17 protein-coding genes are annotated in these 21663 nt (G+C 50.2%); 11 read left to right on the forward strand and 6 right to left on the reverse strand.

What is annotated here, in order from left to right; genetic code table 11:
• Window positions 1-182: 182 nt before the first annotated feature.
• Window positions 183-1100 carry a pseudouridine synthase gene (locus KDX31_08585; protein ID UTW05339.1) on the forward strand — a complete coding sequence of 306 codons (918 nt, stop codon included), beginning with the start codon at window positions 183-185 and terminating at the stop codon, window positions 1098-1100.
• 169 nt (window positions 1101-1269) lie between these two features.
• On the forward strand, window positions 1270-2511 hold the full coding sequence (locus KDX31_08590) for an MFS transporter (GenBank protein UTW05039.1): 1242 nt from the start codon (window positions 1270-1272) through the stop codon (window positions 2509-2511).
• Window positions 2512-2586: 75 nt separating this feature from the next.
• On the opposite strand, the gene KDX31_08595 is transcribed toward KDX31_08590, so the two are convergent.
• From KDX31_08595 to KDX31_08605, 3 genes are all read right to left on the reverse strand, one after another.
• Window positions 2587-3249, reverse strand: a complete 663-nt coding sequence (locus KDX31_08595; GenBank protein UTW05040.1) for a carbonic anhydrase — start codon at window positions 3247-3249, stop codon at window positions 2587-2589.
• 109 nt (window positions 3250-3358) lie between these two features.
• Window positions 3359-5164, reverse strand: coding sequence for a sodium-extruding oxaloacetate decarboxylase subunit alpha (oadA, locus tag KDX31_08600; protein UTW05340.1), 1806 nt, complete (start codon window positions 5162-5164; stop codon window positions 3359-3361).
• A 103-nt stretch (window positions 5165-5267) separates the two neighbouring features.
• Window positions 5268-6683: an acetyl-CoA carboxylase biotin carboxylase subunit gene (locus KDX31_08605; protein ID UTW05041.1), complete on the reverse strand. Its 1416-nt coding sequence runs from the start codon at window positions 6681-6683 to the stop codon at window positions 5268-5270.
• 138 nt (window positions 6684-6821) lie between these two features.
• On the opposite strand from KDX31_08605, the gene KDX31_08610 reads away from it, so the two are divergent.
• The 7 genes from KDX31_08610 (at window position 6822) to KDX31_08640 (ending at window position 15523) form a co-directional block, all read left to right on the forward strand.
• Complete coding sequence (locus KDX31_08610; GenBank protein UTW05042.1) at window positions 6822-7763, forward strand: LysR family transcriptional regulator; 942 nt, start codon at window positions 6822-6824, stop codon at window positions 7761-7763.
• Window positions 7764-7978: 215 nt separating this feature from the next.
• Entirely contained in the window at window positions 7979-9436 is a 1458-nt protein-coding gene (locus KDX31_08615; protein UTW05043.1) for a PAS domain S-box protein, read from the forward strand.
• Between the two features lie 354 nt (window positions 9437-9790).
• Window positions 9791-10213, forward strand: a complete 423-nt coding sequence (locus KDX31_08620) for a hypothetical protein (protein UTW05044.1) — start codon at window positions 9791-9793, stop codon at window positions 10211-10213.
• A 113-nt stretch (window positions 10214-10326) separates the two neighbouring features.
• Complete coding sequence (locus KDX31_08625) at window positions 10327-11106, forward strand: DUF3465 domain-containing protein (GenBank protein ID UTW05045.1); 780 nt, start codon at window positions 10327-10329, stop codon at window positions 11104-11106.
• Between the two features lie 652 nt (window positions 11107-11758).
• On the forward strand, window positions 11759-13399 hold the full coding sequence (locus KDX31_08630) for a fatty acid--CoA ligase (protein ID UTW05046.1): 1641 nt from the start codon (window positions 11759-11761) through the stop codon (window positions 13397-13399).
• 161 nt (window positions 13400-13560) lie between these two features.
• On the forward strand, window positions 13561-14871 hold the full coding sequence (locus KDX31_08635) for a sulfite oxidase (protein UTW05047.1): 1311 nt from the start codon (window positions 13561-13563) through the stop codon (window positions 14869-14871).
• Window positions 14872-14884: 13 nt separating this feature from the next.
• Window positions 14885-15523 carry a cytochrome c family protein gene (locus tag KDX31_08640; protein ID UTW05048.1) on the forward strand — a complete coding sequence of 213 codons (639 nt, stop codon included), beginning with the start codon at window positions 14885-14887 and terminating at the stop codon, window positions 15521-15523.
• A gap of 26 nt (window positions 15524-15549) precedes the next feature.
• Here the strand turns inward: KDX31_08640 and KDX31_08645 are convergent, their stop codons facing one another.
• Window positions 15550-16032 carry a DUF1294 domain-containing protein gene (locus KDX31_08645; GenBank protein ID UTW05049.1) on the reverse strand — a complete coding sequence of 161 codons (483 nt, stop codon included), beginning with the start codon at window positions 16030-16032 and terminating at the stop codon, window positions 15550-15552.
• A gap of 119 nt (window positions 16033-16151) precedes the next feature.
• Window positions 16152-16964: an ion transporter gene (locus KDX31_08650; GenBank protein UTW05050.1), complete on the reverse strand. Its 813-nt coding sequence runs from the start codon at window positions 16962-16964 to the stop codon at window positions 16152-16154.
• A gap of 483 nt (window positions 16965-17447) precedes the next feature.
• Here KDX31_08650 and KDX31_08655 point away from each other — a divergent pair, with 483 nt between their 5' ends.
• Both KDX31_08655 and KDX31_08660 read left to right on the forward strand, forming a co-directional pair.
• The gene (locus KDX31_08655; protein ID UTW05051.1) at window positions 17448-19766 is read left to right on the forward strand and encodes a diguanylate cyclase; all 2319 of its coding nucleotides are present in this window, start codon (window positions 17448-17450) and stop codon (window positions 19764-19766) included.
• A 306-nt stretch (window positions 19767-20072) separates the two neighbouring features.
• Window positions 20073-20414, forward strand: coding sequence for a hypothetical protein (locus KDX31_08660; GenBank protein ID UTW05052.1), 342 nt, complete (start codon window positions 20073-20075; stop codon window positions 20412-20414).
• Window positions 20415-20470: 56 nt separating this feature from the next.
• On the opposite strand, the gene KDX31_08665 is transcribed toward KDX31_08660, so the two are convergent.
• Window positions 20471-21433: a hypothetical protein gene (locus KDX31_08665; protein ID UTW05053.1), complete on the reverse strand. Its 963-nt coding sequence runs from the start codon at window positions 21431-21433 to the stop codon at window positions 20471-20473.
• Window positions 21434-21663: the final 230 nt, after the last annotated feature.

Below are 21663 nucleotides of genomic sequence, written 5' to 3' on the forward strand. Positions count from 1 at the left end.
TTAAAAAGAATACTAAGCCCTTGCGGGAGGGGCTTTTCAGACCATAACCCATTATTATGTTGTAATAGATGTCGATCTTATAAAGAAACAGTTCAGCTAGTAGAGTTAAGTGTTTCCACAACCGCAGTACTTCACTCACACCGTCGATGATGAACTTTATCATCGCGATTTAGGATTCGATGATGGTCATTGCTAAGTCTCCATCTAAACTGACTCTGCCACAAATCAATCCCGGGGCTGAAACTGTCCTGGACTATCTGATTGGCAAGTTTCCACAAATCGACGCTCAGGTGTGGCGGCAGCGGTCATACGATGGAAAGCTGCATTGGCATGATGGAACCCTCATTACTTCAGAATCTCCTTATCGACCAAAGCAGCGTGTCTATTATTATCGCGAAGTTGAATGTGAACCCGTTATTCCGTTCGACGAAACGATCTTATTTGAAGATGCAGATATTCTGGTGGCCTATAAACCGGCCTTTCTTCCCGTCACGCCCGGAGGGAATTATGTGAATGAGTGTCTGCAAAACCGATTGCGGATAAAAACGGGATTACAAACCCTGCAAGCCGTGCACCGTATCGACCGGGCCACAGCCGGGCTGGTGATGTTTTCGGTTAATCCGGAAACCTGCCATCTTTACCACCAGTTGTTTGCGAGTCGAAACGTCAGCAAAACTTACCAGGCGATCGGCAAGATTGATGCTGACCACAGCGAACCGCTGATCAATCAGCAATGGGAGGTCATTAACCGGCTGCAAACGGCTGACCCCCGTTTTCGGATGCGGGTCTATGATGGGGCTCCCAACAGTCATTCCCGGATACGTTGTCTGGATCGATTGCAGGGCTCAGCGCTGTTTGAATTAGAACCGGTGACAGGTAAAACACATCAACTGCGGGTTCATATGCAGACCCTTGGATGGCCAATCCTACACGACCGCTATTACCCCACATTACAGCCCGAGGCTGCCGATGACTTTACTCAGCCTTTGCAGCTGTTGGCACAGCAGTTACGCTTTATCGATCCGGTGACACAGCAGCCCAGAGCATTCCATTGTGGCTATACACTGAATCTGGCAGCCGGCTTATCTGAGAGGGTGTAATGGCAGTCTGAGTGTACTATCCGGCTTAACCCTGTCGGAAGTGCGCAGATTTACGCTGTTTCCAGCAGTATCTGTATCTGTCTGAGACGATATCATGTTTGTATAATGACGCCTGCCCACCTTACTAATTCTACTCATTTACCCTAAAACCCAAGCCGAAATAGATCTTATGCCTACTGCAATAAACGCTGGCCACGTAAAGCTTCTCAGTCTGTTTGTGGTTGCGTCCTGCCTGGTCCTGGCGCTTAATTTTGGCCTGCGCTCGTCGATGGGCTTCTTTATGGCACCGATCTCCAGCGAGTTTGGTTATGGCCGGGAGGTATTTGCCTTCTCGCTGGCACTGCAAAATCTTTGCTGGGGCCTGTTTCAGCCGTTTACCGGTGCATTTGCAGACCGTTTTGGAACCTTCAGGACACTGGTTATCGGGGCGTTGCTCTATGCCCTGGGTATCTATATCACCGCGACCACTGACAGCGTCTGGAGTCTGCACAGCGGTGCCGGTATTTTGATTGGAATGGGCATTGCCGGAACCGGATTCGGCGTTATTCTGCCTGCGCTGGCAAGGATGGTCGCGCCGGAAAAATGTGCTTTCGCTCTGGGGTTAGGAACAGCAGCAGGTTCCGCAGGACAGTTGATGGTGATTCCGGTGGCTCAGGCGTTTATTAGCATCTATGGCTGGCAGACTGCACTTTTACTGATGTGTGGCGGAGCGCTGATGATGATCATCATGGCGACCACCTTTCGTAACGTTGACGAACCCAAAACGATAATAGAGGACGTATCTCCGCAACCTTTAAAAGGAGCGCTGCAGGAAGCTGGTGGTCATCTGCACTACTGGCTGCTGATCGCAGGTTTTTTTGTCTGCGGCTTTCAGCTGGCCTTTATTACGGTACATATGCCCTCATTTCTTTCCGATCAGGGGTTTGATTCTACGGTCGCCGTAACCAGTCTTTCGCTGATCGGTCTGTTTAATATATTCGGCTGCCTGCTATTTGGCTCCTGGTCCGGGCGTTATTCAAAGAAAAACCTGCTGGGAATCATCTATGCGTTACGCGCTGTGGTGATCGCCCTGTTTATGTTGCTGCCGATCACTACGACAACCGTTTACCTGTTTTCAATTGCCACGGGGTTTCTATGGCTGGCGACAGTTCCGGCAACCTCAGGTCTGGTGGCGCAGATGTTTGGTCTGCGTCATATGGGCACCCTGTATGGCATCGTCTTTCTCAATCACCAGCTAGGTTCATTCGTTGGGGTCTGGGTCGGTGGCTATATGTTTGACCAGACCGGTAGTTATAACAGCGTCTGGTGGGCCGCTGCAGCGATCGCCTTACTGACAGCTGTGATCCATATATTTATTGATGAACGTCCGGTGAAGCGCCTGAGAGAAGGGAGGTTAAGCGCCTCTGCCTAATCAGAAAAAGGCGGGGCGATTCAGAGTGCACGTTTGCCCAGACAAACGTGCAGCCCATGAGATACAGCGACTAATTCAGGCCTCAATCTGCTCAATCAGCTCAGCATAGTGGTCATCAAAGTTTCTGAACACTATGTCATTATGACTGCAGCAGCGAATCGAACCGGTCTTGATGTTGTAAACCCAGCCGTGAACTGCCACTTTACCGGTCGCCAGCTTTGCTGCTACCACAGGGTGGGTACGGATATGCTGCACCTGCTGGAGGACGTTTTCTTCGATCGCTTCATTCAGGTGTTCAGAACCGACCGGCTGATCATGGGGGATATCATGGCGTTCGCGCACAATCTCCATCGCAGAGCGACAGTGTCCCAGCCATTCCTTTACGTGGGGCAGGCCATTAAGCGCATTCAGATCCAGCGCGCCCTTGATTGCACCACAGTCAGTATGACCGCAGATAATAATATGACGCACTCCCAGCACCGCCACAGCATACTCAATTGAGGCGGTCATCCCCCCGGTCTCGTTGCTATGAGGTGGGATAATATTGCCAGCATTACGGCAGATAAAAAGATCCCCGGGGGCGGTTCCAGTCAACAGATTGGGATCGATACGGGAGTCGGAACAGGTTGCAAACAAGACATCAGGGCTCTGGCCATCTGCCAGGCTGCCGAACAGATCTTTGTGTTCCGGGTATACGTTTTGGCGAAAGTTAATCACGCCTTTTATGATTTTGTCCACGCACAGATTCTCTTAGCTATTATAGTGGTTAAAATAAACGGTTATGGATGGTTTTGACACCCATAACCGCTGAATAACGCAGACTTAAAAATATTTTTAAGCGATCGCGTTATTCAATTTCAGCAAGCACTTCACCGGGCGTGACGCGGTCGCCTTTAGCAACATAGATCGCTTTAACGGTGCCCGCTATATTGGCATGGATCTCCATCTCCATCTTCATCGCTTCCGCCACCAGAATTGCCTGACCCGCTTCTACCACATCACCTTCTTTCACCAAAACGTCAAAGATATTACCCGGCATAGCGGTGGTAACATGGCCCGGCTCGCTGGCGTGTTTGCGACCGCTGCTGCCTTCGGAGACAAATTCATTCTGCGGCTCGAAGATCACCTCTTCAGGCATACCATCCATCGACAGGTAGATCTTACGTTTGCCGCTGCCAACCCCACCCACACCGGTGACCGCGATATCGTAGATCTCACCATGAACCTCAATCTTAAACTCAGAGGCTCCGGCCGGTCCCAGTTTTGCCCCTTTGGCGGCATCAACCGCTAACAACTCCTCAGGCTTCAGCGTGCCTTCAGCCCGTTGCTGCAGGAACTCACGCCCCAGATCGGGAAACATTGCGAAGGTCAGGACATCCTCTTCTGTCTGCGCCAGCTTACCGATCTCTTCACGCAGCTTGTTTAGCTCGGGTTTCAACAGATCGGCAGGACGGCCGGTTTCAACGCTTTCATTGCCGATCGCTTTTTTCTGCAGCTGCGCATCCACGGCTGCCGGTGCTGCACCATAACCGCCCTGAAGGTAACGCTTAACCTCGTTGGTGATGGTTTTATAGCGTTCCCCGGCCAGCACGTTATAAACCGCCTGAGTACCAACGATCTGTGAGGTTGGGGTTACCAGAGGAGGGTAGCCAAGATCCTTACGCACCCGTGGAATCTCTGCAAATACGTCACGGATCTTATCCAGTGCGTTCTGCTCTTTTAACTGATTAGCCAGGTTGGACATCATACCGCCCGGTACCTGGTTAATCTGAACAGAGACATCTTCACGGGTGAATTCACTTTCAAACTGGTGGTATTTCTTCCGTACTTCACGGAAGTAGTCGGCGATTTCTGCCAGCAGTTCCAGATCCAGTCCGGTGTCATAGGGAGTATCTTTTAACGCAGCCACCTGTCCTTCGGTTGCCGGATGGCTGGTGCCGTTGGCGAATGATGAGATAGCCGTATCAATTCGGTCGGCACCCGCTTCAATCGCTTTAAGCTGGCATAGTGGAGCCAGGCCTGCAGTGGAGTGACTGTGAACCACAACCGGCAGGTCCAGCTCTGCTTTCAGCGCAGCAACCAGATCATAGGTCGCATAAGGGGTGAGCAAACCGGCCATATCTTTAATCGCGATGGAGTCAGCGCCCATATCCCGCATAGCGATCGCCTGTTTTACAAACAGCTCTGGCGTGTGCACCGGGCTGGTGGTGTAACAGATCGTCCCCTGAGCGTGTTTGCCTGCTTTTTTAACCGCTTTCATGGCGGTTTCCAGATTGCGGATATCATTCAGCGCATCGAAGACACGGAACACATCGATACCGTTCTGCGCCGCTTTGGCAACAAAAGCTTCGACCACATCATCGGCATAATGGCGATAGCCCAGCAGATTCTGCCCCCGCAGCAGCATCTGCAGGCGGGTGTTTGGCAGGGCGGCACGCAGCTGGCGCAGACGTTCCCATGGATCTTCCTTAAGAAAACGCACGCAGGCATCAAAGGTGGCACCCCCCCAGACTTCTAAAGACCAGTAGCCTACCTGATCCAGCTTTACACAGATCGGCAGCATATCTTCGGTGCGCATGCGGGTAGCGATCAGTGACTGATGCGCATCACGCAGTATCACATCGGTGACTTCAATTTTCTTTGTTTGGTTCATGTTTACAGTACTCACTGTCGTTTCTCCTGCAACCGCTCTGGCGGTCAGCTGAAATTGGTTTCTTTGCTATAAGACAAACGGTTCGACACACTTACATATCAGCTTACCAACCCGCATGGGCGGCAATCGCGGCGGCAACCGCCAGCGCTATTTCACTGGGATGGCGTTTGTCGGAATAGCTCAGCAGTTCCGGATGGTTCGGTACAAAGCTGGTGTTAAAGTTGGCCTCCTGAAATTCAGGATGGTCGACAATCTGTTGGTAATAGTTCGCGGTGGTTTTAATTCCGTGCAGGCGCATATCATCCAGTGCGCGTTGTCCACGGGCGATCACTTCTTCCCAGGTCAGCGCCCAGACCACCAGCTTGAGACACATAGAGTCGTAGTAAGGGGGGATCTCATAACCGGTATAGATCGCGGTATCCACCCGAACCCCCGGACCACCCGGTGCATAGTAGTGAGAGATACGCCCAAAGCTTGGCAAAAAGTCGTTTTTCGGATCTTCAGCGTTGATCCGGAACTGCAGGGCATAGCCCCGATAGGAGATGTCTTCCTGGCGATAACTCAGCGGCAGGCCGGAGGCGATGCGTAGCTGTTCACGTACGATATCAACCCCGGTAATCTGTTCGGTGATGGTATGTTCCACCTGTACCCGGGTGTTCATCTCCATAAAGTAGACCTGATTACCGGTCAGCAGAAACTCGACCGTACCCGCGTTCTCATAACCAACGGCCGCTGCCGCTTTGACTGCCAGATTACCGATATACAGGCGCTGCTCCGGGGTTAGCTGAGGGCTGGGGGCGATCTCGATCAGCTTCTGGTTACGTCGCTGAATCGAACAGTCCCGCTCATACAGGTGCACCACATTACCCTGGCTATCGGCCAGCACCTGCACCTCGATATGCCGGGGATCAACGATGCACTTCTCCATAAAGACTTCGGCAGAGCCAAACGCTTTAGTTGCTTCGGAGATGACCCGGGGATACTGCAGCTTCAGCTCCTGCGGCGTATCACAGCGACGGATACCGCGGCCACCACCACCGGACGTCGCTTTGATCATGATCGGGTAGCCAATATCATCCGCCAGCTTTAATGCCTCATTAACATCGGCAAGGTTTCCTTCTGAACCCGGCGTAATGGGTACGCCGGCGGCGCGCATCGAATCACGGGCCTGGGTTTTGTCGCCCATCTTATGGATGACATCGGATTTGGGGCCGATGAAGGCGATTCCCTGTTGTTCGCAGAGACGGGCAAACTCCGCATTTTCTGAAAGGAAGCCATAGCCTGGGTGAATCGCATCACAGCCGGTTTCCAGCGCCATGTTGACGATCCGGCGCGGGTCAAGATACCCCGCCAGTGGATCATCACCCAGAGAATAAGCCTCGTCAGCGCGTTTAACATGCAGTGCATAGCGGTCAGGTTCGGTATAAATCGCCACAGAGCGGATGCCCATCTCGGCACAAGCGCGGACGATACGTACCGCAATCTCACCGCGGTTGGCGATCAGTACTTTTTTGATCATGTAACTCTCCTCAGCTTCCGGCTCGCTGCCGTAGTGTATAAATAAATCCTAGCCGCTCTGTCGGATCAGGAGAAATTGATATTTTTTAGTTTATCTATAAGGTATTGCTTATAGATAAATGCAATTGAGACAGAGTTCGTGCCACTTACAATCAAAAAAATGACCAGTCGCCTCAGTTTTCGCCAGCTTCAGGTGTTCAAGGCGGTCTATGAACTGCAAAGTTACAGCAAGGCAGGTGACCTGTTGGGGCTGACACAACCGGCGGTCAGTAGCCAGATTCGTCAGTTGGAGCAGGGTGTAGAACAGCCATTATTTGAGTATGTCGGCAGGCGGCTTTTCTATACCGCAGCTGGAGAAAGACTGTATGAGAGTATCAATACGATCTTTATTGAGCTGGCAGATCTGCAAACTGATCTGGGGGCACTGAAAGGCAGCGTCGCCGGTGAGTTAAAGCTGGTGGCGGTGAATACCGCCCAGTATATGGTGCCTTACCTGTTACGGGCATTTCTCGATCTGCACCCGCTGGTCAGTGTGCGGATCAAGGTGGTGAATCGGGCGACTGCACTGCAGGGCCTGAATGAGAACAATGATGACCTGGTTATTATGGGCATGGTACCGACCGACAAGCCGTTGGCATCATTACCGTTTCTGGATAATGAGCTGATTCCGGTTGTGCCACAGGGGCACCCGCTGCTGAAACAATCAAAGATCAGCCCCCAGCTGTTTCTTAACAGTAAACTGCTGGTCCGGGAGCAGGGATCAGGCAGCCGGCTGGCGCTCGAGCAGCACTGCCAGCAACACCGATTGCAATTCGCTCCGGACATGGAGATAGGTTCCAATGATGCGCTAAAGCATTCCGTTATTGCAGGACTGGGGGTCGCCGTACTGCCTAAGCTCAGCATTCTCTCTGAGCTCGAGCTGGGGCGGTTAAAAATCGCCAGCATTGAGGGCTTTCCATTGCGGCGAAGCTTTTGCGTCGTCCATCCCCAGGCCAAGCACCCGACTCCGGCAATGCAGGCCTTTCTCGATTATGTGCAGCAAAATATCAAACAGTTTGAGCGGATGTTTTTCAGCAGTTAAATGCGATTATTAAGAGATTAAGACGCTTTTTCGTAAAATCAGCGAATGTTAATAACGAAATTTACAGCAAATCCTATAGAATAGGGCGTAATTAAAGTCAGGTTACAGCGGTAAATATAAAGCTTACGCCGATCGCCTCTGCTCTGGCAGAGACAAGCCTGACTGTATGGTTGTTCAGCTTTTTGTTATTTCATCAGGATTAGTTAATTACACATATGATTAAACACGCATTCTTTGTACTTGCTCTGTGCCTGCAGAGCTCATGGGCTGTTGCTGCCGTCGATTGGTTTAAAGATGAGAACGGCAAAACCAAATGGCAACACCTGGCCAATTTCAGTAGCGCAACGCTGATCATAATCCTGTCGATTACCGCTATCTATCTGCTGATATACAGCCGCCGCGCTCACAGAGCGAATCGTGAACTGACCACCATCAAAAATGAACTGGAACAGCGTGTCCGGGAGCGTACTGCGGCGCTTAAGGAATCGAACAGCAAACTCATCGAGAGTAACCATCTGCTGGAGTCTGAAGTCGCACAACACGTTATCACCGCCAACCAGCTGCGTTCATCCGAGTCCTATATCAAGGATATCCTGACATCGATGCCACTGATGCTGGTCGGTCTGGATAAAGAGGGACGGGTGACCCAGTGGAACCGGCGGGTTGAGGAGCTGTCAGGCGTCCCTGCTGAGAAAGCGCTGGGCAAAACCCTGTGGGAAGCCTATCCCACCATGACCGTGGTGCCAGAACATATTCAGCAGGCGATTGAGCAGAATAAAACCATCCATCTGAAACAGAGTCTGCGCAGCCTCTCTCACTTTGATATTACCATCTACCCCCTGAACGGCCCTGAATCGGGCGTCGTTATTCTGGTAGACGATGTATCCAAGGAAACCACCGCGGAGAACCTGCTGATCCATAATGATAAAATGTCATTTATGGGAGAGCTGGCATCCTCAATGGCGCATGATATCAATATCCCGCTGCAGGCCATTCTGATGGACCTGAAACGGTTTAAAAGCATTATGGCTGATAACCACCTGGCACTGGAGCAGGGCGGTAACGATAAAACAGCTCTGTTGGAATCGATCTACAATGACATGTCGGATAAAGGCGATCAGGTCTCCAAAATAATTCACAACCTGCTGACCTTTGCCCGCAATCGCCATTCTGAGAAGCAAATGGCTGATATCGTTGATGTAATGGAACATACCGTCAACCTGGGTAAAGAGGTTATTTCAGTCTCAGAAGGCTTTATGTTCAAACAGGTAAAGCTGGAATGGCATGTTGAGAACGGCCTGCCTCAGGTTCCCTGCTATATCACCGAGCTACAACAGGTGTTCCTCAGTCTGTTTCGTCATGCCTGTATTGCACTACAGAAGAAGACCGGAACCGAGAATTTCGAACCCACAATAAAAATAATTCTTTCCGAGAGTTACGATAATATGTGGATTAAGATTCAGCATAACGGACTGGGCCTGACGAGTGAAGAGCAGATGGGACTGTTTGAACCGTATTTCAGCAGCAGCCGTCAAGCTGACAGCTTTGATACCGGAGAGCATCTGTCTTTTTCATACTACATCATCACCGAACAGCATCAGGGGCATATGGCGGTCACCTCAGATCCTGCGGTTGGATCTACCTTTCATATGCAGCTGCCAATCGTACATTGATTGGAATCGCCGTTTTTTTGTATCTGTAGCACATAACGCAGCGTCCTCCCGGCCTTTACCTTTCCGGTCGATCAGTACAACAATACTGTATCGTCCGGATTGTTTAGCTATCCGTCCTTCCGTGACCGTCAAACATTAACGGCTTTTCCATGCCGGACGCTTTTGCCAGGTATCCGTGCCTGATAATTGAGTTAACCAGACCAGAATAAATACCAGAATTCATCACTAAAGCCCCGGTTAGCGTCTATTCTTCATTAAGCATTAATCGGGAGGTGCCCGTCTGTAAGGAAAGGGTGACAGAGTAACGACACCTTATTCAGGTTGATGTGGCTATAAAACAACCGGAGTATAGAGATGGACAGAAGGAATTTTATTCGATTCGGAATCGCCGCCACTGCCGGTGGATTGATAGTACCCAGTGTGTCACTTGCAGAAGGCTCCATGAGCGGGGCGGGGGGAATCTATTTTACCAAAGATCAACCCGGGCGCTGGGCTGCAAAAGCGGGCGGTCATGCACCGATGATTACATTACAAAAAGGAGACGGGCAAACAGCAGTGGAAGTCGTCACCCCCCATGAAATGAAACAATATGAGCATTACATCATCAAACATATCCTGCTGGATAAAGATTATAACTTTATCGCTGAGTATATGTTCGATCCTGACAAAGATTTACAACCGCGTTCAGAGTTTAAGCTCGATGGTTACAGCGGCGCTTTATTTGCCATAAGCACCTGCAATAAGCACGATACCTGGCTGACGATGGCCGAAGTCTGAGTTATCCTTGCCAGCAGACATCCTGTCGCTGGCAATTTCTCCTTTTTCATTACACGATCAAAACCATGACAGTGAACACCATCAGCCACAACCCCTCCTGAAAGAGATAGCGCATGCAACACCACACAGGCATATTGAAAACCTGGAAAGACGATAAAGGGTTTGGCTTTATCAAACCCGCTGAGGGTGGCAACGATCTGTTTGTGCATATACGGGATTTCGGCAATATCCCGCGGAAACCCAGGGTGGGCGATCGCATCAGTTACCAGCCATTAAAGGATCGAGACGGACGTTTACGTGCCGCTGATGTACAGATTGCGGGTGTGACCCGAAATGCCCGCCAGAATACCCGTCAGGCACAGCCCGGCTCATCCCCCAAAACCGCTCGCCAACAGAGATCACAACAGCGTCGCAGGCCCAGACTTGCGTCAGTGGCTTTAGCTGGAATCATCGTCGTAGTGATGGGTATCATGAGCTATACCTCACTACCGGGCGCTTCAGCCCCGGCACCGGCGCAAAACAGTCACAACAGCACTGCCAATGCGTCAGCCTCACAGAGCGATAACCAGCGTATCCTGCAGGCCTATCGTAACCATCAGAGCAATCTGCAGGTCAGCGGCTCAGGTGTGGTCGTGAAACTGCTTCGGGACGATCTGGATGGCAGCCGTCATCAGCGATTTATTCTGCGACTATCGTCTGGAATAACGATTCTTATCGCTCATAATATCGATCTGGCGCCGCGTATCCCGTCTTTAAGAAAGGGCGACAGTGTGCGCTTTTATGGTGAATATGAGTGGAATGATAAGGGAGGCGTAGTGCACTGGACCCATGATGATCCGCAAGGGCGTCATGTTGCCGGCTGGCTGGAACATAACAACAAACGATATCAATAAACCACACACTGAAAAGAAAATAAGTAAGGGGCAGAGGAGTAAATAAAGAGAAGGGCAGATGCTATCTGATGAAAAGGCAAGGGAGTTGTAGTATCCGTACTACGCCCCCTTAATTCAGCGATCCATTTCCATGTAGCCGATGCATCCTGCAATCCTTCTGGCTACGTTGCTGAGTTCCGCAATCAAATCCCTGACTGCACTGAACATGGGTTGCATAATAGGACCTATGCCGAAACTTGTAACTAGGACTAATTCCTATTTATACAAATATTTTCAATTAGTTAAGCTGTCCCGGTGCAAATATAAATACGTCACCGTTAGTGCTGAGACCGTAGCCAGCTGTGCTCTGACGTTCCCATCTTGAATATCATAATTAATGCAGATGACAGAGATGTGACAGATATCTGAAACATGAAGACATTTGGTGATACGGATGTTTGTCACAAAATTTACAGAAACCGACAGATTGATGACTATACTCTATCTTCAAAACGGCTCCGAAAAAGGCTATAAGGGTCTATCTATCAGAATCTTATGAAACATGGTCAGGTTATATTACTGAGCGATAGGTTTCTGGATTTTACATAACGTTTGCAACAGCCGTAATGAGGTAACGGTCAGAGGGAAATATAAATTTAACCGAGGGAATCATATGAAAACAAAAATAATAGAATCGGCTGATAATGCCTACCAATACCCACTGTTGATCAAAAACCTGCTGTTATCGGGTAAGCGCTATCAGCCCACGCAGGAGATTGTGTACAGTGACCTGTTCCGCTATGACTATCGCACTCTCTATCAGCGCATCTGCAAGCTGGCGCATGTATTAACCGATGCGGGTGTCGGGGCGGGGGATACTGTTGCGGTGATGGACTGGGACAGCCACCGCTATCTGGAAGCGTACTTCGCAGTACCAATGATCGGGGCCATTCTGCACCATGTAAATATCCGTCTCAGCCCTGATCAGATCAGCTATACCATGAATCACGCCGAAGATAGTCTGGTGCTGGTTCACGATGACTTTGTTGCTATTGCTGAACAGTTAACCGAACAACTGCCCTGCGTCCGAGGCTATATTCAACTGACCGATGAAGCCAAGCCCGTAGCGACATCATTGAACACTTTTGGTGACTATGAAGCGCTGCTGGAAAAGGCCAGTGATCACTATAAATTTCCTGATTTTGATGAGAATTCTGTGGCGACACTGTTTTATACCACAGGAACAACCGGCAACCCCAAAGGGGTGTATTTCTCACATCGCCAACTGGTATTGCATACCATCAATGGGGCGGCGACTCTCGGACTCTATGATGGTCAGCCGTTGCTCCGTTCGGAAGATGTCTATATGCCGATGACGCCGATGTTTCATGTGCACGCCTGGGGCGTTCCCTATATCGCAACCATGCTGGGTGTTAAACAGGTGTACCCCGGCCGCTATGAACCCAATAAATTAGTTAAGTTATACCGCGATGAGAAGGTAACATTCTCCCATGGTGTGCCGACGGTACTGCAGATGATTCTGAACTGTGCTGAGGCTGAAACGACCGATATGACCGGCTGGAAAATGGTCACCGGTGGCAGCGCCCCGACACTTGCGCTGGCTCAGCAGATGGCTGACAAAGGCATTCTCTTCCATACCGCCTATGGGATGTCAGAAACCTGTCCATTGCTGACACTGACATATCTGAATCCGTCCGAACAAGCGCTTGATATGAACGATCAGTTAGCGCTGAGAATTAAAACCGGTATCCCCAACGCCATGGTGGATCTGAGGGTTGCAGACCCGTCCGGCAATGATGTTCCTCATGATGGCGAATCCGTGGGCGAGGTTGTGGTACGTGCCCCCTGGCTGACTCAGGGCTACTACAAGGAGCCTGAAAAAGGTGCAGAGTTGTGGCAAAACGGCTGGTTACATACCGGTGATGTGGCGTCCATAGACGAAGCGGGTGTACTGCAGATTAAAGACCGGATTAAGGATGTAATCAAAACCGGGGGGGAATGGATCTCATCCATTGAACTGGAAAGCCTGATCAGTCAGCATCCTCAGGTCGCAGAAGTGGCGGTTATCGGCATTCCCGATGAAAAGTGGGGTGAACGGGCCTACGCCCTGATTGTGCCCGTGTCGGGTCAAACGGTCGATGCCGGGGCTTTACAAGCACATCTGATGCAGTTTGTTGAAAGTGGCCGGATAAACAAATGGGCCATACCTGAAAAGATCAGCGTAGTGTCCGAAATACCCAAAACCAGCGTTGGCAAACTTAACAAAAAACTGATCCGTATGCAGGTCAGTTAATCGAGACAGCAACTCTGTCGCTGGCTTTGACGGAGCCAGCGCGATCTTCTTTATTCAGCCTGAATTATACAATTACGGACTTCTTTACTAAGCTATATTAGCTATCTTGAATATTGCAAATGAGAGGCTCTTCAAGAAAATAAGTAACGGAGCAGGCAATCATGAACGACAAGAGTAAAGAAACCGCTGGCTTACACGCATTATATGAAGACGATCCTGTCACCGCAGATCTGAAGGTTTTCGGCCGTGTCGCCAATCAGGACAGACGGGGCTTTCTGCGCGGTGCAGGCCTGACCAGTATGGCGGCGCTACTGGGTGTGTCATTTATCCCCTACCACCGCAACATGCCTCAGGGCCTTATTCCCGCAGCAATGGCTGATGATACAACGCCATTTTCCATTGAAGGGAAAGAGGGACTGACCATTCTCAACGACCGGCCGGTCAATGCAGAAACCCCGGCACACCTGCTCGACGATGCGGTCACACCGACCAGTCGCCACTTCATTCGTAACAATGGTATTCCTCCGGTCGTCGTTGACGCCGATAGCTGGCAACTGAGCATCGATGGTCTGGTTGAAAAGCCGTTAACGCTGTCGATCAAAGATCTGCGGGATAAGTTTGAAGTCGTTACCCGCCCGGTCGTGGTTGAGTGCGGAGGTAATGGTCGTGCAGCCTTCGATCCGCCTGCCAGTGGTAATCAGTGGACTTATGGCGCCGTCGCCTGTGCCGAATGGACCGGGGTGCGCTTAGCCGATGTGTTACAGGCTGCCGGAGTTCAATCCGGTGCTGTCTATACCGCCCACCACAGTGCAGATAAGCACCTTTCCGGCCAGGCCGGTAAAGAAGCGATCTCTCGCGGCGTTCCAATCGCTAAAGCCATGGACCCTAACAATCTGCTTGCCTTTGCCATGAACGGGCAGCCGATTCATCCGATGAACGGTGCGCCGCTGCGGCTGATCATTCCCGGCTGGCCCGGATCCTGTTCGCAGAAGTGGTTGCAGCGGATCAATATCCGCGATCAGGTTCACGATGGTGCCAAAATGACCGGTACCGCATATCGTGTGCCGAGGCACCCGGTTGCGGCGGGTGAAAAGGTCGCTAAAGAGGATTTTTTGATTATTGAACGGATGCCGGTCAAATCCCTGATCACTCATCCAGCCACCGGCACCGCGCTCAGCGACAGGTCACTGGAAGTACGTGGCAACGCCTGGTCCGGTGAACGCAAAATTACCCGCGTGGATATCTCCATTGATTTTGGTGCAACCTGGATCACCGCTGAGTTGGGAGATCAGCCTAACTTTGGCGCCTGGCAGCGTTTCAAAGCACAGGTGATGTTCCCTGAGCCCGGTTATTATGAGGTGTGGGCCAAAGCCACCGATGATATGGGTGTCAGCCAGCCATTCGGAATCGCCTGGAACCCCAAAGGCTATCTGAATAACAGTATGCACCGGGTTGCAGTCAGGGTTAGCTGACAGGGAGCTTTATATGGTCAGGCAACTCACGGCAGCACTGATACTCAGCCTGCTAAGCGGGCTTATTGGGTATCAATCAGCCTTTGCAGATCAGGCCAACCTTGCAGCCAGGGGCAAACAGCTTGTCCTGGTCTGCAAGGGGTGTCACACCTTAGCAGAGGGGGAACCGCACAGTATCGGGCCAAACCTCTGGAATGTTGTCGGCAGAAAAGTGGCCTCAGCCGCCGGCTTTGAATACTCCGATGCGTTCAAACAGTTCGAAGGCAGCTGGACAGTAGCAAACCTGAAACACTACCTGGCCTCTCCGGCAACCTTCATCCCCAATAACAACATGGCGTTTTCCGGAATCAGTTCAGAGGCCGATCGTGATGCAGTGGTTGCCTATCTGCAGACTCTGACATCGGATGGCCCAATGGTCGGCGCGTCAAGCAGCTTTGATTATGGCGGGCTGAAGCAAGGAACAGGACGGGAAGATGTATACGCCGTCTGTTCACGCTGTCATTCCATTATGCTGGTTAAGCAGCAAGGCATGAGCCGCTCCCGCTGGACCGACACGCTCGTATGGATGGTCGAAGAGCAGGGCATGGATGAACTGTCCGGGGATCAGCATGAACGTATTCTCGACTATCTGGCGAAATACTATGGTCAATAGCTCTGTTACCGTTACCAGGCGGGTATTTATATAAACAGCAGCCCATAAAACAGCGCGCCATTGAGAATCAACGCACCCCAGGTTTTGCGCCTGAAGCCTTGCTTAGCGGTCTTATGATGAAAACGTTTTTGCGCGATCAGTGCACTGCCAGCTCCGCCCATAAATGACAAGCCGTGAAGCACCGTCTCAGGAATCCGGATGACGGACTGAAGGCGTGCTTTGCGTTTATCGAGCCAGTAAAAGAGCGGCACAACGACCAGATTGAGTGCCATTATCCCGGTGATCAGTACACCGCGTGAGTCCAGCCTGTCATACAGATTCAGCTCAAACCCCAGATGCGTTATCAGTGCTGCGATAATACCTGTGAGAATCAATCCATTGGTTAACCAGATTGCAACCAGTCCGGAGCATAGGACACGCAGCGTCAGCCACAAGATTCCCCAGAGGATGAGTACTTGACTGAGGCCAGCAACTATTTGCATGAGCAGGGCTGATTGTTCACTGTTCATTAAACTCTGTGTCACCTGAGCAATGTTTTCTCAGCAACCAATGAGCGGTTCTCACTGACAGCTGGATGGGCTGCTGCGGCATCATCGGGTCACTCCCTTATTGATCACGCCATCGCGACTTATTTCGGGCTTTGCTGCTTTTCCAGCAGCGCCTGGATCTGCACCAGTTGCCGCTGAAGATCGGCAATCGTGGGCTCATGGGCGTCTATCGCAGCCTGTTTTCTGACCTTGGCATGCTCCTCATCTAAAACGTTCACCACGATGCCGATCACCATATTCAGAAACGCAAATGCAGTGAAGAAGATAAAGGTCAGATAGTAGACCCAGCTAAGAGGATAAACCCCCATAGTTTCGTACATAACATCGGTCCAGTCCTCAAACGTCATCACCCTGAACAGGGTCAGCAACGAGATCGTAATATCGCCCCACAGTTCCGGGTTGATGTTTTCAAACAGCGTGCTGCCGATCGCTGCATAGATATAAAAGATTATAAACATCAACAAGATAACGTAACCTAGTTGAGGCATCGCTTTAACAAGAGAATTAAGCAAAAGCCTCAGTTCAGGGATCACCGAAACCATCCGCAGCACCCGGAATACCCGCACCAGACGGGCAACCAGTGCCATATCGGTATTATCGATAGGAATCAGACTGATCGTCACAATCAGCGTGTCAAAGACATTCCAGGGGTTCTTGAAAAAATCCTTTTTATTTTCTTCACCCAGAAAGCGGATAGTGATCTCAGTCAGAAAGAAAAACGTGACAAACCGGTCCAGCCATACCACCAGCGACATGGCTAAAGGGGATAGCTCATAGGTTTTGGCACCGACCAGCAACGCCGAGCTGATAATGACGATCACAACAAACAGCTCAAAGGCTTTGTTGCTGCGAAGTACAGTGAAGTTAGTCTGAAGTCTGGCAAAATCTATCATGCGAAAACGATTCCATAATCACTCAATGCGTATCAATGAGTGCAACTGGGAGAAAGGTAACTGAAGGTTTTTGTGAATGCGACATTCTAAATAAAGTAGCTGAATAAGAGAAACTGTTTTGCATCATTAAGAGCGCAAAACCCGATAAACGAGGGGGCGTAACGACACGATTGAAACCGCCGTTGAGCAGATCTGGAGCACAAACTGAAGAATATATGATACACCTCAAACCGTACTGTGAAAGACAGTGGAGACGACAGGTTATAGACACCGTTGGTGTTAAGATGTAAATAGCGAAGACTATGAAAAAGGTCGTATTTGAGACATATAGGACAAAAGAATCCGCGCTGTCCGTTGACCTCTTTGACATAGACAAATTAATGTTACACGCAGTACTACAAGAAGAAGGCTATGGATAGGCGGTCGTCTGTTGACGCTTGCACACAATAATTAATGCCTGGATGGCTCTTTGAGATGTAACCAATGAAACATATCCCGGTTATCAGTTCCAGTGACTATTACCGTATCGAAGAGCTGATCGATATAACCAGTTTTGCAGAAATTCTCGAAGGCTATTATCAGGCAACCGGCATCCCTAATGGCCTCGTCGGCCCTGAGGGAGAGCTGATTACTCAGGCTGGCTGGATTGATGCCTGCACCCATTTCCACCGGGGTAACGAAGAAACCAACCGGCGCTGCATCGAAAGTAACTGCAGCCTGCTCGAACAAGCCCGTCCTACAACAATCAGCTACTCCCTCTGTAAGAACGGACTCTATGACTACGCCACCCCCATCATGATTGAGGGCCACCATATTGCCACCCTGTTTATGGGACAGCTGCTGCATGAGTCGCCTGATCTTGAGGACTTTGAACAACAGGCAGAGAGGTTCAATTACGATAAGGCGGCCTATATAGCAGCCATTAAACAGGTAGCGGTTATTCCGAAAGAACAGATTGAAAAGCAACTGGGCCATATGGTTCATGTGACGACTGTGATGGCCACGAGTGCGCTGAGTGCCATCAGAGAGCAGCATCTTCAGCAGGCCCTGATACATAGCAAAAAACAACGTATAGAGATGCAAGACCTGCTTGATAACTCCCCCGCAGGCATAAGCTGGTGTGATGAGGCGGGCAAGATTGAGTATATAAATCACACTTTCACCCGGATGCTCGGCTACACGCTTGAGGATCTTCCCAGCATAGATATCTGGTTTGAAAAGGCCTATCCCGACCCGGACGTCCAGCGTGAAATCTATTTACGCTGGAAAGATTGGACGGAGAAACAGGCCAACAGCGATAGCCTGTTCCCAGACACCTTAACCACTGAAACTACGATTCACTGTAAGGATGGAACAACCCGGCGCATGGTTAACCGGATATCTTCGATTAACCATAAACAGCTCTATATCTGTTCTGATGTCACAGAAAAATGGCGCAGTGAACAAAAAAACCTGACCCGCAACAGAATGATGGAGCGGGTGGCGAAGGGGGAGCAACTCAACAGTATAATGCATCAGCTGATAACCGATATTGAGTCAGATGATCCCTCAATGCGTTGCAGTATTCTGTTGCTGGATGCAGAGGGAAAACACCTTTTAAACTGTGCAGCACCGAGCCTGCCTGATTTTTACAATGAAGCGATCAATGGGGTTGAGATAGGCGAGGGGGTAGGCTCCTGCGGTACTGCGGCCTATCTCGGAAAACGGATTGTCGTTGACGATATTGCAACGCATCCATACTGGAAACCCTATCGTGAACTGGCAGCCCGCGCGGGCCTCCTGTCATGCTGGTCAGAGCCCATACGTTCTTCGACCAATAAGGTTCTGGGCACCTTTGCGATCTATCATGAAACCCCAGGCACGCCGAATGCAGATGATATCGAGCAGATTTCCTTTGCGGCAAACCTGGCATCGATCGCAATAGAAAGCCTTAAAAACCGTGAAGAGCTCATCAGGAGCGAACTCGCCTACCGCAGCCTGGCAGAAAATGCTCCGGATGCGATCGCACGCTATGACGGGAAGGGTGAACTGATCTATACCAACCCTAATTTCACAGCACTGTTTATGCATAATACGCTCGAGAACGAGCGTTGCCTTAAACACTACCATTCAGTCATCAATCAAGTGATCAGCACAGGCAAACCCCAACAGGTAGAGATACAGGTACCGATAGCCTCGGGATATTGTTATCTGATGTTCAATATCGTCAGTGAAGAGAATGAAGGCGGGAGCGGGGCGCTGGCAATCGGGCGGGATATAACACTGCACCGGGAGATGGAACAAAAACTCGAGAAACAGGCCCGTTCCGACTTCCTTACCCAGCTTATCAACCGCCGCCATTTCTTCGAACTGGCGAACCGGGAGGTGCTGGTTGCCAGCCGCTATAACAACCCTCTGTCCCTTATTATGTTCGATCTGGATCATTTTAAGCAGGTCAACGATACCTACGGCCACGGGATCGGAGATATGGTGCTGCAGAAAATAGCAGATGTCAGTCTCGCGACTATTCGTGCCACCGATATTGTTGCCCGACTGGGTGGTGAAGAATTTGTTGTTCTGATGGTGCAGACCAGCCATGACGAAGCTTGGCAAAGCGCCGAAAGACTACGTCAGGTAATCGCCGCTGCAACAATTTCTCTGGGCCGCGATGAAGAGATTACGGTCACTGCCTCTTTTGGCGTTACAACCTTATATTTTGATAGCGGCAGCAACCACACCATCAACCAGATGATCTCAGACGCCGATAACGCCATGTATCGGGCCAAGCAGGAAGGACGTAACCGGGTCGCATCCTCCTGGTAGAAAAATCAAATCTATGCCAAAACAGCGGTTGATATTTTTTCAAACAGTTTCTTTTAAAGTTGAATCTCATAGCCTTAATTTCATCAGAAACGCTGAATAATGAACGACATACCTATTCAGTGGTTTTAATAAACGAAAAGCTCGCTTTTTCACAGCTACCTTAACTTCACATTTACGACTAGGTTTAGAGTGTCATAACAGGATGATTTCTGTTTGCCAGTAACTCAGGACTTAAATCAGAAAGCAGTCATTCTCGTAACCTGCAAACAAAGAAGGGAGGGCTAGAACAGCTCGGAGGAAAATGTCATGAAATTCAGCAAAGTATTAATCACAGCATGTGCCATCGGTACGCTTAGCATTACAGCAATATCTCAGGGCGCAGATGATGCGGCATTTGACAGCATGGTAAACCAGATGCACGGCCGGGATACCGGATCGCTTTGGTTTGACTATTATATTGCTCAACTGAACCAGGATATTGCCAGCAGTAACAACTATGAGGCCTATGGTGCCGCAGGTGTTAACGGTCCTTTATCAGGCTTTGACGGCTATATTAGTGGCTTCATTGCGCCGGATACCGGATCTTCCTGGATGAATGAATATGTTGATGCCATCAACCACATTATCTGGGAAAAACAGAACCATTAGAGCGACTCTGAATCTTACCGTTAAAGCCAGTATTTACTGGCTTTTTCTTTAACGATTCAGAGCATAGCAGCAAGCGAAGAGAAGGGGACTTGGCTTTCACGACGCTCCTTTCCAGTAATACCCGCTCCTGGTCCGAGTAACTCAATGGTTCGCTCCACTAATGCTTGCTCAGTGCCTGGGCAGGCTTCCAGCCAGGCCTGCAAATACTGTTCAAAACTTTCACTGGCGACCGTTTTTTTCTGGTTGAGATAAACAATGGCATGCCAGAGCTCTGGGTTACTCTCAAACAGCTGTAATAAATGCGTTGCGACAACCTCATTCCTGTCACGCAGATAGGGTGAGTCTGTCAGCGCCTGTCTGTTTTCGCTAAACCATTCATGCATATTGGCATCACTGATGGCATGACGATGTGGCTGCTGCAGGATATGCTCAGCATAGGCTTCCAGCATCCGCCCATAACCGGCCCAGTTGCGCGATGGCGGCTGTTGCTGCCATTGTGCCCCCAGATGTCTCAGCGTGTACAGGGAGGCCGTTTCACACAGCGCTTCCTCAAACCACTGATTACCGTCGGCGGCGCGGATATTATAGGCATTATTGGTGAGTTCACGATGATCATAGTTAGACAGGACATGACACAGCTCATGCGAAAACTGATACACATACTGATACCACCGATCTCCTCTGGCCGTCAGATGCACCAGATACTGGCCATTCACCCCGCGTTCATACAACACCCGGGGAACATTGTTACGGGGCAGAATAGTTAACTGCAGTGTCTCTGTCTCTTGCAAGCCGACGGTGGCAATCAGATCCGCAGCCACCCAATCCAGCACCTGCTTAACCTGAAGCGGACTAACACCTCCCCAGTCTCCGGGCGCAACCTCAAGATGAAAGCGGGGATGGCTACTCTGTTGTGGCGCAACATTCGCCCCCGCATGAACCGGCAACAGCAACAAGACAGCAATGATAATCAGAGCAGCAAAATGATTGAAGGTCGCGCAACAGCGTAATGAAATCATGCAACCTCCGAAGGTTATGGGAACGATCAAACAGAAAGCGTCGTTCCCTGAAGCAGCACAGAGTTTCTTAACTAAGACAGAAACTAAAAAACAATTTAGCTGATCAATTCTTGTACAGCAATCGATCAAATCAAAAAATAGACCGAAGTATAAGCGTTCTCAGACTTTCGAAGTACTCAGTGAGGTTGCCATGATACTCAGAGAGAGATAGTGGTGAGTTGCTAGCCTGG

This window comes from Amphritea atlantica (assembly GCA_024397875.1).
GTDB classification, from domain to species: domain Bacteria; phylum Pseudomonadota; class Gammaproteobacteria; order Pseudomonadales; family Balneatricaceae; genus Amphritea; species Amphritea atlantica_B.